Consider the following 13,415-nt stretch of genomic DNA (forward strand, 5'->3'; position numbering starts at 1 on the left):
CCAACCCTTGTTATTGACGCGAGCTTCCCCGGATTGATTGCTGAGTGTCCAACACCCGGGTTCCGCTGACTATGCCATTTTTTCATCTTGAGGGGCAATGCATTTACAACAGGTTAGTGACCCTAGCTGTGTTGATCTGGCCAGCCCCCTGCATTCATCAGCCCCAACTGCTGTAGTTTTATCCAACCGGTGTAAGCCTCGGACCGCTCGGTCCACATATCCGGCTGCGCGATGATCCCATCATAGTATGTCTGGAATTGGTCGGGATCATGAAAATGCTGGCGGCGTTGTTTCTCGATTTGCGACCTCGCGGTGATCTCGGGCAGGAACTTCGTGTGCAAAAGCACGCCCGAAGGTGCTACTCCGTTCGGCCCATCATAAAGCGCATTCAGGCCACGTGGCAGCGCGGAATGGGTCGAATTTACATAGGTATAGCGCCGGGACCATTTGACCAGAGGGATCTTGTTCAAAGTCGGTGAACGCTGGCGTGTATTGGCGAAAAACACCCGTTCGCGCGCGCCGCCCTGGACCCATAGATTGCCCATCGGGGTTTGCCGCTGCCCGCGGTAGGGGCCAGCGTCGAACCAGTTCAGGGTCTCGGTCGGATCACATTCTGGGTCGTGGGTCTGCGACCCCAGCGGGCCTTTCGGGTAGAGATCCAGCATCAAAGCACCGAACCCGGCGCGGCCCTGCCGTTCCAGCCAACGGGTCAGGTCTTGCAAGGGTTGGGTGTCGTGATGCGCGTAGATCAGCAACTCATCCGCGTCGACTGTCAGGCACCAATGGCCGTGACCGTACCGGATTTGCAGCGAGGTCAGCCAATCCAGCCCAAAGCGCGCGGCGCGGTAGCTGGCCTGAGTGTGCCAGAGCGAAACGTCAGATTGCTGCGCGAGATACTCGGTCGATCCGTCGTCGCTGCCATTGTCCACGATCAGAAAATGGTCGACGCCCAAGGCGCGGTAGTGTCGGAAAAACCAAGGTAGACGGTCCAATTCGTTGCGCAGGGTGACGAAGGCCAGAATATCTCCGCGCTGGATATCCAAGGTTCTGTTCTGCAAACAGGTCAACTGGTGACGACTGCGCCAGGATTGCCACAGCAGCCTGCGCCGTTTCCAGCGCAGCCGGTATTTCTGGGCCGGGCCGATGCGGGGAAGCTGGGCGCTGACGGGGGTCAACGGCGGCTCATTTCTCGTAGGCGCCGGTTTGATGCCAGCGCCACGCGTCGGTGATCATCGTCTCTAACGTTGAGCGTTTTGGCCTCCAGCCCAGCTCACCCTCGGCGTGGAGTGAACCTGACACCAGCTTGGTACAATCGCCTGCGCGGCGCGGTCCGACGCTATAGGGAACGGCGCGGTTGGTGACGGTTTTTGACTGCTCGATAACTTCAAGAACCGAAAACCCCGAGCCGGTGCCCAGATTGAACACACGGCTGCCCTTGCCCTGTTGAAGCCAGTTCAGACCCAGAACATGCGCGTCGACTAGGTCGCAGACATGCACATAGTCACGGATGCAGGTGCCGTCTGGTGTGTCGTAGTCGGTGCCAAACACAGTCAGGCCATCCCGTTTGCCATCTATCGCATCCAGCATCAGTGGGATCAAATGGGTCTCAGGCCGGTGGAACTCTCCAACCTCGCCTTCGGGATCGGCACCAGCCACATTGAAATAGCGGAAGATCACATGGCGCAGGCCATGAGCGGCTTCAAAATCCCGCAGGATATCCTCGATCGCGCGTTTTGAGGCTCCATAAGCGTTGATCGGGTGCTGGGGCGTATTCTCATCCAGCACCACATTGTCCTGATCGCCATAGGTCGCGCAGGTCGATGAAAACACGAAATCCAGACAGCCTGCGGCCACGGCAGCCTCGATCAGGGTCAGCGAGCCAGTCACATTGTTCGACCAGTAGCGCGCGGGCTGTTTCATGGCCTCACCCACCTGGCTGAGCGCAGCGAAATGCATCACGGCCTGAGGCTGATATTTGGCAAAAACCTCATCCAGCCGCGCGCGGTCTAGCAGGTCGCCCTGTTCAAACGGGCCAAATTTGACCGCATCCTGCCAGCCGGTGACAAGGTTGTCGTAGGTCACCGGTACGAAGCCCGCCTGCGCCAGCGCCTTACACGCATGAGAGCCGATATAGCCTGCGCCACCCGTGACAAGGATCGTTTTCATATCAGGTCCATTGGTCATAGTTGGGCGCTTCTACGTCAGATTGGCAGGCTCGGTCAGGGGGAAAGGGGATCACTCCAGCCCCATATCTGCCATCATCGCTTCGATCTTGGGCACGTCCTGAGGGTTATTCAGCTCCCAGAACTGGCGGCCTTTGGCCTCGACCTCGACGCAGAGAACCTTGCGGCCGTTTTCCATGAAGCGCAGCTGTTCCAGACCTTCCAGCTTTTCCAACGGCCCGGTGGGCCAACTGGGATAGGCGGCCAGCGCATCCGGGCGGTAGGCGTAGACACCCACGTGGTGAAACACCGGCGTTGGATCTGTGCCCGTATAGCTGTCGGACGTGAAGGGCACCACCTCTTTCGAGAAATACATCGCGCTGTTATCGCTGGCAAAAACGGCAGTCGTTCCGCCAACGCGCCCGTGCTTGCGATCATTGAGCAGGCTGTTCAGCGCGTCTCCGTCGCAGCGTAGAACGGGTGTGGCGACACCGGCCTCTGGTGCCGCACGAAGGCCCGAGATCAGGTCCTCGACAAACCAATGCGGCGTCAGCGGCGCGTCGCCTTGCAGGTTCACGATGATCTCGTAGCCGACGCCCAAAACCTCATGTGCCTCGGCACAGCGTTCGGTGCCATTCTGGCAGGCTTCCGAGGTCATCACGACCTCGGCCCCGAACCCCTCGGCGGCGTCCCGGATGCGGTCGTCATCTGTAGCGACAACCACCTTGTCCACGCCTGACACAGACTTGGCCGCTCGCCACGAGCGTTCGATCAGTGTCATAGCTTTGCCCGTCGCGCCGGTCAGCGGCACCAAAGGCTTGCCCGGATAGCGGGATGAGGCATAGCGGGCGGGAATGGCGATCAGAACGGACATCAGGCTTCCTTCAACTCAACACCCGGAGCGTAGGCGATGAAGAACGGGTTTGCATAGCCGTCCTTGCCATAGGTCAGAGGTGTGTGGTCGTCGAACCTGACCACCTGACCACCGGCCCCTGCCAGTACAGCGTGCCCGGCGGCGGTGTCCCACTCCATCGTGCGCCCGACCCGCGGGTAGAGATCTGCCTCACCCGTTGCGACCAGACAGAACTTGAGGGACGAGCCCGCGCTCTTGCTGTCCTGGACCTTGTATTTGTTGATGTAATCCTCGGTTGCCTGATCCCGGTGCGACTTGGACGCGACGATCAAAAGAGCGGAATTGTCCGGGTTAGAGACTGAAATCGGCGTGATCTCACCGACGTGGACCTTGTCCAATGCGCCGGTTTCCTCGACCGATTGCCCATCGGCTTGGGTGTAGAACATGCGACCGCGCGCAGGGGCATAGACGACGCCGCGCGTGGGGGTGCCGTTTTCGACCAGTGCGATATTGACGGTAAAATCTCCGCGCCGATTGATGAACTCTTTGGTGCCATCCAGCGGATCAACGATCAGGAATGTCTCGCCCTTCTCGGAATGCGAGGCGGCCTGTTCCTCGGTCACCAGAAGGATGTCGGGGAAGGCCGCGCGCAGCCCCGCTGAAATCAACGCATCGGCGGCCTCATCCGCCTCGGTCACGGGGCTTTCGTCGGATTTGACCTTCACATCGAACGTATCCGAGTTGTAGATCTCCATGATCTTGTCACCGGCTTCCAGTGCCAGACGTCGGATGACGGGGATAAGGGCGTCGTAGGTCACAAAAAAGCTCCGATTTGGTAGTTTGTTGATCGAATGTGGTGCCGGACTTATGATGTGCTGGTTACCGAACGGCAAGGTATTCGTGAAAGACTGAGGTCAACAGAGCAGGAAAGACCCGACACGTGTTCTATTTCAGGAATAACAAGACCCTGCTGGGTGGTGCGTTTACTACCGCAGAACTGGTGTTTCATGCTGTGGTGCGCAATATACGGTCGCAACATTCGAATGCTGTTGTCGCTATCGTCCGCAGCATCGTACAAGTCCTTGCGCTGGTTGTGGTTTTCTATTTGATCATGTCCTTCATGGGTGCGCGGGTCGCCAAGGTTCGAGGCGACTTGGTTTTGTACCTGTTGTCCGGTGTCTTTTTGTTTCTAGTTCACATTAAATCGGTGAAGCAGGTGGCAGGAGTTAGCGCTGGAAACAACCCGATGATGCTGCATTCGCCAATGAACATGATGGTGATGATCATGGCCTCTGCGTTTGGCATACTTTACACCATGCTGGTGACACTGTTCATCATATTGTTCTTGTACCATGTCGCGATTACCCCGTTGGTTATAGAAGAACCGGGGGCAGCATTTGCAATGGTGCTGCTGTCTTGGTTCACTGGTTGCGCCGTTGGGTTGGTATTCATGGCGCTAACACCTTGGTTTCCAACGACAGCTGCTATTCTCACGACCGTATACCGGCGCCTCAACATGGTCTTTTCCGGCAAGATGTTTCTGGCAAATGCTCTGGGCGGATACACATTGATGCTCTTCGCCTGGAATCCCCTGTTTCATTTGATCGACCAGTGTCGCGGCTATGTGTTTCGAAATTATTACCCGCGCAACACAAGCTGGGAATATGCGGTCTGGGTTGGCGTCGCGCTGCTAATGATCGGCCTGCTGGGCGTTTTCTTCACCAAGAAACACGTCTCACAAAGCTGGAGCGCGCGCCGCTAACGCGCAACGCGCAGGGTTAGGTTGATCCGCCCGCCCTTGGGCAGCAGTTTGGATGACTTGAACCGGATGCGGTCTACGCCGTGATAGGTCAATCGCGCTGGGCCGCCCATGATCACCACATCGCCCGAGTTCAGCCAGAGGGATTCCGTCTTGCCTCCGCGTGTTGTGTTGCCGATGCGGAACAGCGCATCATCGCCGAGTGAGACCGACAGCACGGGCCAAGAAAAATCGGCCTCATCTTTGTCCTGATGCAGGCCCATCCTGGCGTCTTCGCCGTAGTAGTTGATCAGGCAGCAATCCGGTGCGCGATCACGCCCTACCAGATCCTGCCAGATCGCAAGGACAGGTTCGGGGATCTCGGGCCAGTCCATGCCTTTGGGATGCTGGTCCTGATAGCGGTAGCCCGCCTTGTCCGTCACCCAGCCCAAATCTCCGGCAGACGTCATGCGCACCGACATTTCTTTGCCCGATGGTGTCATGGGGCGGAACAGGGGTGCGGATTTCAGAATCGGGCGAAGCGCGTCTATCAGCCGGCGCTGGGCGGCATTGTCCAGATAGCCCTTCCTGATCTCAAATCCCCGTAAAAGCAGCCGAGCCATGCCGGATTCCCCATTCCTTACCAAATCCTTGCCAAAAAAGGCCGCAGATTCCCGAAAACCTGCGATTTACAGTGCTTGCAGGCCTCTGGTCCGGCCCTTATATACGCCGGGACGCGCGATGGTGTAGTGCTGTCGCGCACATCAGATCGGGGACAGGATGCCATAACGGGTCCGGCCCTCGGGACATCGCCTTGAAGAGAAAGGGATTGAAAATATGGGAAAAGTAATCGGGATTGACCTCGGAACCACCAACTCGTGTGTCGCGATCATGGATGGCTCGCAGCCGAAGGTCATCGAAAACGCCGAAGGGGCGCGGACCACGCCCTCGATCGTCGCCTTTACTGAAGATGAGCGACTGGTCGGTCAGCCTGCAAAACGTCAGGCGGTCACCAACCCCGACAACACGATCTTTGGCGTCAAGCGCCTGATCGGTCGTCGTGTGGATGATGCCGAAGTCGAAAAAGACAAGAAAATGGTGCCGTATGCCATCGTGAATGGCGGCAACGGCGACGCGTGGGTTGAAGCCCGCGGTGAAAAGTACTCCCCAAGCCAGATCTCGGCCTTCACTCTGGGCAAGATGAAGGAAACCGCCGAGAGCTATCTGGGTGAGGAAGTCACACAGGCGGTTATCACCGTGCCGGCATATTTTAACGATGCTCAGCGTCAGGCCACCAAAGATGCTGGTAAAATCGCCGGTCTGGAAGTGCTGCGGATCATCAACGAACCGACAGCGGCTGCTCTGGCCTATGGTCTGGACAAGGAAGAAACCCAAACCATCGCGGTTTATGACCTTGGTGGCGGTACCTTCGACGTGACCATTCTGGAAATCGACGACGGGTTGTTCGAAGTCAAATCGACCAACGGTGACACCTTCCTGGGTGGCGAAGACTTTGACATGCGCATCGTCAACTACCTGGCGGAAGAGTTCAAAAAAGAACACGGTGTCGATCTGTCCAGCGACAAGATGGCGCTGCAGCGTCTGAAAGAAGCTGCTGAAAAAGCCAAGATCGAGCTGTCTTCGACCTCGCAAACCGAAATCAACCAGCCGTTCATCTCGATGGGCTCGAACGGCCAGCCGCTGCACATGGTCATGAAACTGACCCGTGCCAAGCTGGAATCGCTGGTGGGCGACTTGATCAAGAAGTCGATGAAGCCTTGCCAGGCCGCCCTGAAAGACGCGGGCCTGTCGGCTGGCGATGTGGACGAAGTTGTTCTGGTCGGTGGCATGACCCGGATGCCGAAAGTGATCGAAGAGGTCACCAAGTTCTTCGGTAAAGAGCCCCACAAAGGCGTGAACCCGGACGAAGTGGTTGCCATGGGCGCGGCTATCCAAGCCGGTGTTCTGCAGGGCGACGTCAAAGACGTGGTTCTGCTGGACGTGACCCCACTGTCGCTGGGTATTGAGACGCTGGGTGGCGTGTTCACCCGCCTGATCGACCGTAACACCACGATCCCGACCAAGAAGTCTCAGGTCTTCTCGACCGCCGAGGACAACCAGAACGCCGTGACCATCCGCGTGTTCCAGGGTGAGCGTGAAATGGCTGCGGACAACAAGATCCTGGGTCAGTTCAACCTCGAAGATATCCCGCCGGCACCGCGCGGTATGCCTCAGATCGAGGTGACTTTTGACATCGACGCCAACGGCATTGTCTCGGTTTCGGCCAAGGACAAAGGCACCGGCAAAGAGCAGAAGATCACCATCCAGGCTTCGGGCGGTCTGTCCGATGAGGACATCGAAAAGATGGTCAAGGACGCCGAAGAGAACGCGGAAGCCGACAAGGAACGCCGCGAGCTGGTCGACGCCAAGAACCAGGCGGAAAGCCTCATCCATTCGACCGAGAAGTCGATGGAAGAGCACTCCGACAAGGTCGATCCGACCACGATCGAAGCGATCGAGCTGGCAATTGCCGCGCTGAAAGACGAGTTGGAAACCGAGAACGCCGACAAGATCAAGTCTGGCATCCAGAACGTCACCGAAGCTGCTATGAAGCTGGGCGAAGCCATCTACAAGGCGCAAGCCGAAGAGGGCGAGGAAGAGCCTGCAGCAGCAGACGCAGGTCCTGCGGATGATGACATTGTCGACGCCGAGTTCGAAGATCTGGACGACGACAAGCGTAAGTAACCGGTAACCGGGCCAATCTGGGCCGGTCCGCTTGCCGGGCCGGCCCGATTACGTTGAGGCAGAAGGGAAAACTGATGTCAAAACGCGACTACTATGATGTGCTTGGTGTCACCAAGGGCGCATCTGCGGATGAGATCAAGAAAGGTTTTCGCAAGAAAGCCAAAGAATTGCATCCCGACCGCAACAAAGACAACCCGGATGCCGAGGCGCAGTTCAAAGAAGCGAACGAAGCCTATGACGTGCTGCGCGATGCTGACAAAAAAGCCGCCTATGACCGCTTTGGTCACGCCGCCTTTGAAAACGGCATGGGCGGCGGTGGCCGTCCGGGCGGCGGCTTCGGTCAGGGTGACTTCTCCAGCGCGTTCTCGGATGTGTTCGACGATCTGTTCGGCGATTTCATGGGCGGCCAACGTGGTGGTGGTGGCGGACGTCGCGCAGCACGCGGGTCCGACCTGCGCTATAACCTGCGCGTCACGCTGGAAGAGGCGTTTTCGGGCCTACAGAAAACCATCAACGTTCCTGCCGCCGTTGCTTGTTCGGCCTGTGACGGCTCGGGCGCTGAGGGTGGTGTAGAACCTACGACATGTCCGACTTGCTCTGGCATGGGTAAAGTTCGGGCGCAGCAAGGGTTCTTTACCGTTGAGCGGACTTGTCCGACCTGTTCGGGCCTTGGGCAGATCATCAAAAACCCCTGTAAATCCTGCAATGGCGCGGGTCGTGTGGAAAAAGAACGCGCGCTGTCGGTCAATATCCCAGCTGGTGTTGAGACCGGTACACGCATCCGCCTGGCGGGAGAGGGTGAGGCCGGGATGCGCGGCGGCCCTCCGGGTGACCTCTATATCTTTGTTGAGGTCTCGGATCACAAACTGTTCGAACGCGACAGCGTGAACCTCTATTGCCGCGTGCCTGTCAGCATGGCCAAGGCCGCGCTGGGCGGGTCCATCGAGGTGCCGACCATTGATGGCGGGCGAGGACGGGTGCAGATCCCGGCGGGCAGCCAATCCGGTCGCCAAATGCGCCTACGCGGCAAAGGTATGCCCGCGTTGCGGGGTGGTGGCATCGGTGACATGTTCATCGAACTGGCTGTGGAAACACCGGTCAACCTCACCTCTCGCCAGAAAGAGCTCTTGCGGGAGTTTGATGATTTGGGTGAGGATAACCACCCAGAATCAAAAAGCTTTTTCTCATCCGTTAAGTCCTTCTGGGACGGGATGAAAAGCTAAATTCAGGCCGCTTTAATTGGGGCGGCCTGTTCGTTTTGGGGGCTCTTCCCCCGTCGCCCTACGGGCGCCTCCTCCGGGATATTTCTGGCCAGATGAATGGAGGATCCTTTCCTTCATCTGGCTAAAAATATCTCGGAGCGCGAGGCAGAGCCTCGCTGAGTCCTGAACGCGCCATTTTTTACCTCCGTTGGGGCTGCAAAACTCAACCGAATAAGACTTGATTTTTTCCAACTGCCCTGAGATTGTCCGCGCCAACCGTTGGGGTGCCCTTATCGAAGGGCTGAGAGGCGCCAAGCGCTAACCCATCGAACCTGATCCGGGCAATTCCGGCGTAGGGAACGGTCTAAAGCAAACAGACGTTTTCCATGCCCGGTTGCCCAAAATAGATGGAGCAACGACGTGGCACCTATTGCCTTGACCATAGCAGGATCCGACAGCGGCGGCGGCGCGGGCATTCAGGCCGATCTCAAGGCGATGTCGGCTTTGGGTGTTTTCGGGGCCAGCGTGATCACCGCTGTTACTGCTCAGAACACGCAGGCGGTTACTGCCGTGCATGGTATCCCGTCCGAGGTCATCTCGGCCCAGATCCAAGCGGTGCTCAGCGATCTGGATGTGCGCGCCATCAAGATCGGAATGCTGGCGACGCCGGAGATTATTGAGACTGTGGCGCAGGGGATTTCCCGCTTTCAAGGGCCTGTCGTTCTGGACCCCGTAATGATTGCGAAATCCGGTGATGCCCTGCTGGCCGATGAGGCGGTTCAGACCCTGCGCGATGTCTTGTTGCCTCGTGCGACGGTTCTGACGCCTAACCTGCCCGAGGCGGCATGTTTGCTGGATCAAGGTGATGCCGACACGCCTGAGGCGATGGTTGATCAGGGGAAAGCTCTGTGTGCGCTGGGGGCACAAGCAGTTTTGATGAAGGGCGGTCATGGCAAGGGGGATGTGTGCCATGATCTGCTGATCGACGAAACCGGGGTGATTGCCGAATTTCAGGCCCCAAGGAAGGCCACTCGAAACACCCATGGAACGGGTTGCACCCTGTCCTCATCCATCGCTGCCGGTTTGGCCAAGGACCTGACCCTTGTCGATGCTGTGGCGCAGGCGCATGAGTATCTGCAGGGCGCCATCATGCGAGCCGATGAGCTGAAGATCGGCGCGGGCCACGGACCTGTTCATCACTTCCACCGGGTTTGGCCTGCGTGACCCTCTGGTCCGTCATAGGGGCCGGTGTTGCCGGTTTGGCCGTCGCGTCCGAGCTGGTCTCGCGCGGGGCAAAGGTGCAGGTTTTTGATCCCGGCGGCCCTCCGGGTCCGCATGGATGTTCCTGGTGGGCGGGCGGTATGCTGGCCCCGTGGTGCGAGTATGAAAACGCCGAGGAACCTGTCCTCAGGCTCGGTCAATCCGCCATCGAGTGGTGGGCCTCCCGAACACATGTGCACCGATGCGGTACTCTGGTCGTGGCCAATGCGCGGGACCTTCCGGATTTACGCAGGTTTGCTCGTCGGACGAGTTCCTATTCCGAGGTAGATCGGGCGAAAATCTCCGAATTAGAGCCTGATTTGCATGGCTTCGGAAAGGGATTGTACTTCGATCAAGAAGCGCATCTTGACCCCCGTCAGTCGTTGCTGGACCTGCACCGAGGTCTCAAAGACAAGGGCGTAGAATTCCATCGCAAACTCGCACCTGCGCAGCTGGAAAACGCTATAGACTGCCGAGGGTTTCACGCGCGGGAATACCTGCATGATCTGCGTGGCGTAAAGGGCGAGATGCTGGTTGTGCGGTGCCCCGATGTGACGCTGAACCGTCCAGTGCGCCTGCTGCACCCGCGGATGCCACTCTACATCGTCCCGCGTGGTGAGGGCATTTACATGCTGGGCGCGACCATGATCGAAAGCGAAGATAGCAGCCGGATCACCGCGCGCTCAATGCTGGAACTGCTCAGCGCGGCATACGCTTTGAACCCGGCCTTTGGTGAGGCTGAGGTGCTGGAAATCGGCGTCGATCTGCGCCCTGCCTTTCCCGACAACCTGCCGCGTATCCGGCGCTTGGGCCGGACGATCTATGCCAATGGCCTTTACCGCCACGGCTACCTGTTGGCCCCTGCCTTGGCACAGGGCGTGGCCGATCTGGCGCTTGAGAACAAACATTCGGAGATGGTCGATGAAGATCGTGCTTAATGGCGACCCCAAGGAGGTAAAGGCCTCTACCTTGGCAAAGCTGCTAGAGGAATGCGGTTTCTCGGGCCGTGTCGCAACGGCGGTGAACGAGGAATTCGTGCCCTCCAGTCTACGCATTGCCCATGCCCTGTCTGAAGGTGACCGGGTCGAAATCCTGTCGCCGATGCAAGGAGGGTGAGGATGAAAAGCTTCTATGGCGTCGATCTGCCCAACCCGCTGATGCTGGGCACCGCGCAGTATCCCAGCCCTGCTGTCCTCGAACAGGCGTTCCGCGATAGCGGCGCGGGTGTGGCGACGGTCTCACTGCGGCGGGAATCGGGGGCCGGGCAGACTTTTTGGCAGATGATCCGTGATCTGGGCGTGCTGGTGCTGCCCAACACCGCCGGGTGTCATACGGTGAAAGAGGCGGTGACTACCGCACATATGGCGCGCGAAGTGTTTGAGACCAAGTGGATCAAACTGGAGCTGATCGGCCATACCGACAGTTTGCAGCCGGACGTCTTCCAGCTGGTCGAAGCCGCGCGCATCCTGACCGAGGACGGGTTCGAGGTCTTCCCTTACACCACCGACGACCTGATCGTGGGCGAGCGGTTGCTCGAGGCCGGGTGCGAGGTTCTGATGCCCTGGGGTGCGCCCATCGGCTCGGGCCGGGGGCTGAACAATGAATACGCCCTGCGCGCGATGCGGGCCGAGTTCCCGGATGTGTCGCTGGTGATTGATGCTGGGATCGGCCTGCCCAGCCATGCGGCCCGCGCGATGGAGCTGGGATATGACGCGGTATTGCTGAACACAGCCGTCGCTCGCGCTGGTGATCCGGCGTTGATGGCAAAGGCCATGATGCGTGCGGTTGAGGCCGGGCAGCTGGCCCATCAGGCCGACCCGATCGAGGCTCGGGACATGGCCGAACCCTCAACCCCCGTCGTTGGAAAGGCGTTCCTGTCATGAGCTTGGACCGTTTCTACCCGATCTTTGACCACTCGGACTGGCTGCGGCGGATGCTGCCCTTAGGTGTAAAGCTGGTACAGCTGCGCATGAAGGATCAGCCGGACGATGTTGTCCAAGCCGAGATCGCGACCTCTCGCGATTCGTGCAAGCAGCATGGCGCGGTTCTGGTGGTGAATGACTATTGGCAGGCCGCCATTGATGCGGGTTGCGACTGGATTCATCTAGGGCAGGAAGATCTGGACGATGCCGACCTCAAGGCGATCCGAAAAGCGGGTCTAAAGCTGGGCGTTTCTACCCATGACGATGATGAGCTAGAGCGCGTTCTGGCCATGGACCCCGACTATGTCGCGCTGGGTCCGGTCTATCCTACGATCCTGAAAAAGATGAAGTGGGAGCAGCAGGGCCTGCCGCGCGTCACCGAGTGGAAGGCCCGTGTGGGTGATATTCCTCTGGTCGGGATCGGCGGTATGAGCGTCGAACGCGCGCCCGGCGTGCTTGAGGCAGGGGCGGACATCGTTTCGGTCGTTACGGACATTACCCTGAACGCCGACCCCGAGGCGCGGGTACGTCAGTGGATCGAGGCCACTAGATGAGCCGCTACGCTCGCCAGATGATCCTGCCTGAGGTGGGGGCCGAAGGGCAAGCGCGCCTGTCCAAGGCGCGGGTTCTGGTTGTCGGGGCGGGCGGTTTGGCGGCCCCGGTCCTGCCTTTGCTGGCTGGGGCGGGTGTTGGCCATCTGACGATCCTCGATGCGGACGACGTGGCCCTGTCGAACCTGCATCGGCAGACGCTGTTTACCGAGGCCGATTGCGGACGCCCAAAGGCCGAAGTTGCAGCAGATCGCTGCCGTGCTTTGAATTCTGATATCAACGTCGTGGCGCTAAAACAGGCTCTAACAAGCGAAAATGCGGCCGGTTTTGTTTCGCAGGCCGATCTGATCCTAGACTGTGCGGACAGCTATGCCGCCAGCTACACCCTGTCGGATATCTGCCTGACCTTGGGCAAACCACTGGTCAGCGCCTCGGTGCTGGGCCTGTCTGGCTATGTCGGAGCGTTCTGCGGCGGTGCGCCGTCACTGCGGGCCGTGTTCCCCGAAGCCCCGACCAGCGGGGCGAGCTGTGCCACGGCAGGTGTGCTGGGGCCAGTCGTGGGCATGGTCGGTGCGATGCAGGCGCAGATGGCACTGGCTTTGATCCTGGGTCTCGACCCGTCGCCTCTTGGCCAGATGGTGCAGTTGGATGCCCAGACCTTCCGAAGCTCCAGCTTCCGCTTTGATGCAGCGCCCGAGCCTGAGCAGTCCTTCGCCTTCGTGGCCGCATCGCAGCTGTCCTCAGAGGATGTGATTGTTGAGCTTCGGAGTGAAGACGAAGCTCCTCAACCCATCCACCCCCTGGCACGACGCCTAAGCGTAGAACACCTGAGATCAGAGCCTAACAAAGCGAAAAGGCTGGCTTTGTGCTGTGCAACCGGCCTGCGCGCCTGGCGCGCTGCTGAACAGATTGAACCGGATTGGCCGGGCGAGATTGTCCTCGTCGCGGCCTCAACCTCGTGAGTGAAAAGGAAACGCGAGAC

The 13,415-nt window shown here is 59.1% G+C and carries 14 protein-coding genes and 1 riboswitch; of the genes, 9 read left to right on the plus strand and 5 right to left on the minus strand.

Annotation, left to right across the window (positions count from 1 at the left end):
- Window positions 1-122: 122 nt before the first annotated feature.
- From J7394_RS09590 to cysQ, 4 genes are all read right to left on the minus strand, one after another.
- Window positions 123-1,175, minus strand: a complete 1,053-nt coding sequence (locus tag J7394_RS09590; RefSeq protein WP_209252616.1) for a glycosyltransferase family 2 protein — start codon at window positions 1,173-1,175, stop codon at window positions 123-125.
- A gap of 7 nt (window positions 1,176-1,182) precedes the next feature.
- Window positions 1,183-2,166 carry a UDP-glucose 4-epimerase GalE gene (gene galE, locus J7394_RS09595; protein WP_209252852.1) on the minus strand — a complete coding sequence of 328 codons (984 nt, stop codon included), beginning with the start codon at window positions 2,164-2,166 and terminating at the stop codon, window positions 1,183-1,185.
- A 69-nt stretch (window positions 2,167-2,235) separates the two neighbouring features.
- The gene (locus tag J7394_RS09600; RefSeq protein WP_209252617.1) at window positions 2,236-3,036 is read right to left on the minus strand and encodes a manno-octulosonate cytidylyltransferase; all 801 of its coding nucleotides are present in this window, start codon (window positions 3,034-3,036) and stop codon (window positions 2,236-2,238) included.
- Window positions 3,036-3,833 carry a 3'(2'),5'-bisphosphate nucleotidase CysQ gene (gene cysQ / locus J7394_RS09605; RefSeq protein ID WP_209252619.1) on the minus strand — a complete coding sequence of 266 codons (798 nt, stop codon included), beginning with the start codon at window positions 3,831-3,833 and terminating at the stop codon, window positions 3,036-3,038. The genes J7394_RS09600 and cysQ overlap by 1 nt, the downstream gene beginning before the upstream one ends.
- 122 nt (window positions 3,834-3,955) lie before the next feature.
- Between cysQ and J7394_RS09610 the strand changes: the two genes are divergently transcribed.
- Window positions 3,956-4,777 carry an ABC transporter permease gene (locus J7394_RS09610; RefSeq protein WP_209252621.1) on the plus strand — a complete coding sequence of 274 codons (822 nt, stop codon included), beginning with the start codon at window positions 3,956-3,958 and terminating at the stop codon, window positions 4,775-4,777.
- Here J7394_RS09610 and J7394_RS09615 read toward each other — a convergent pair.
- Window positions 4,774-5,376, minus strand: coding sequence for an alpha-ketoglutarate-dependent dioxygenase AlkB (locus tag J7394_RS09615; protein ID WP_209252622.1), 603 nt, complete (start codon window positions 5,374-5,376; stop codon window positions 4,774-4,776). The genes J7394_RS09610 and J7394_RS09615 overlap by 4 nt on opposite strands.
- 214 nt (window positions 5,377-5,590) lie before the next feature.
- Here J7394_RS09615 and dnaK point away from each other — a divergent pair, with 214 nt between their 5' ends.
- From dnaK to J7394_RS09655, 8 genes are all read left to right on the plus strand, one after another.
- Entirely contained in the window at window positions 5,591-7,498 is a 1,908-nt protein-coding gene (dnaK, locus tag J7394_RS09620; RefSeq protein ID WP_209252623.1) for a molecular chaperone DnaK, read from the plus strand.
- A gap of 74 nt (window positions 7,499-7,572) precedes the next feature.
- Complete coding sequence (gene dnaJ, locus J7394_RS09625; RefSeq protein WP_170380244.1) at window positions 7,573-8,721, plus strand: molecular chaperone DnaJ; 1,149 nt, start codon at window positions 7,573-7,575, stop codon at window positions 8,719-8,721.
- Between the two features lie 249 nt (window positions 8,722-8,970).
- Window positions 8,971-9,076: riboswitch (TPP riboswitch) on the plus strand.
- 44 nt (window positions 9,077-9,120) lie between these two features.
- On the plus strand, window positions 9,121-9,924 hold the full coding sequence (gene thiD, locus J7394_RS09630) for a bifunctional hydroxymethylpyrimidine kinase/phosphomethylpyrimidine kinase (RefSeq protein ID WP_209252624.1): 804 nt from the start codon (window positions 9,121-9,123) through the stop codon (window positions 9,922-9,924).
- The gene (thiO, locus tag J7394_RS09635) at window positions 9,921-10,898 is read left to right on the plus strand and encodes a glycine oxidase ThiO (protein ID WP_209252625.1); all 978 of its coding nucleotides are present in this window, start codon (window positions 9,921-9,923) and stop codon (window positions 10,896-10,898) included. The genes thiD and thiO overlap by 4 nt, the downstream gene beginning before the upstream one ends.
- Window positions 10,882-11,076: a sulfur carrier protein ThiS gene (gene thiS / locus J7394_RS09640; protein WP_209252626.1), complete on the plus strand. Its 195-nt coding sequence runs from the start codon at window positions 10,882-10,884 to the stop codon at window positions 11,074-11,076. Before thiO ends, thiS begins: the two co-directional genes overlap by 17 nt.
- Window positions 11,077-11,078: 2 nt before the next feature.
- Entirely contained in the window at window positions 11,079-11,843 is a 765-nt protein-coding gene (locus J7394_RS09645) for a thiazole synthase (RefSeq protein ID WP_209252628.1), read from the plus strand.
- The gene (locus tag J7394_RS09650; RefSeq protein WP_209252630.1) at window positions 11,840-12,436 is read left to right on the plus strand and encodes a thiamine phosphate synthase; all 597 of its coding nucleotides are present in this window, start codon (window positions 11,840-11,842) and stop codon (window positions 12,434-12,436) included. The genes J7394_RS09645 and J7394_RS09650 overlap by 4 nt, the downstream gene beginning before the upstream one ends.
- Window positions 12,433-13,395, plus strand: a complete 963-nt coding sequence (locus tag J7394_RS09655; protein WP_209252632.1) for a HesA/MoeB/ThiF family protein — start codon at window positions 12,433-12,435, stop codon at window positions 13,393-13,395. Before J7394_RS09650 ends, J7394_RS09655 begins: the two co-directional genes overlap by 4 nt.
- Window positions 13,396-13,415 lie beyond the last annotated feature (20 nt).

Origin of the sequence: Ruegeria sp. R13_0 (genome assembly GCF_017743995.1) — a bacterium.
In the GTDB taxonomy this organism is placed as follows: Bacteria; Pseudomonadota; Alphaproteobacteria; order Rhodobacterales; family Rhodobacteraceae; genus Ruegeria.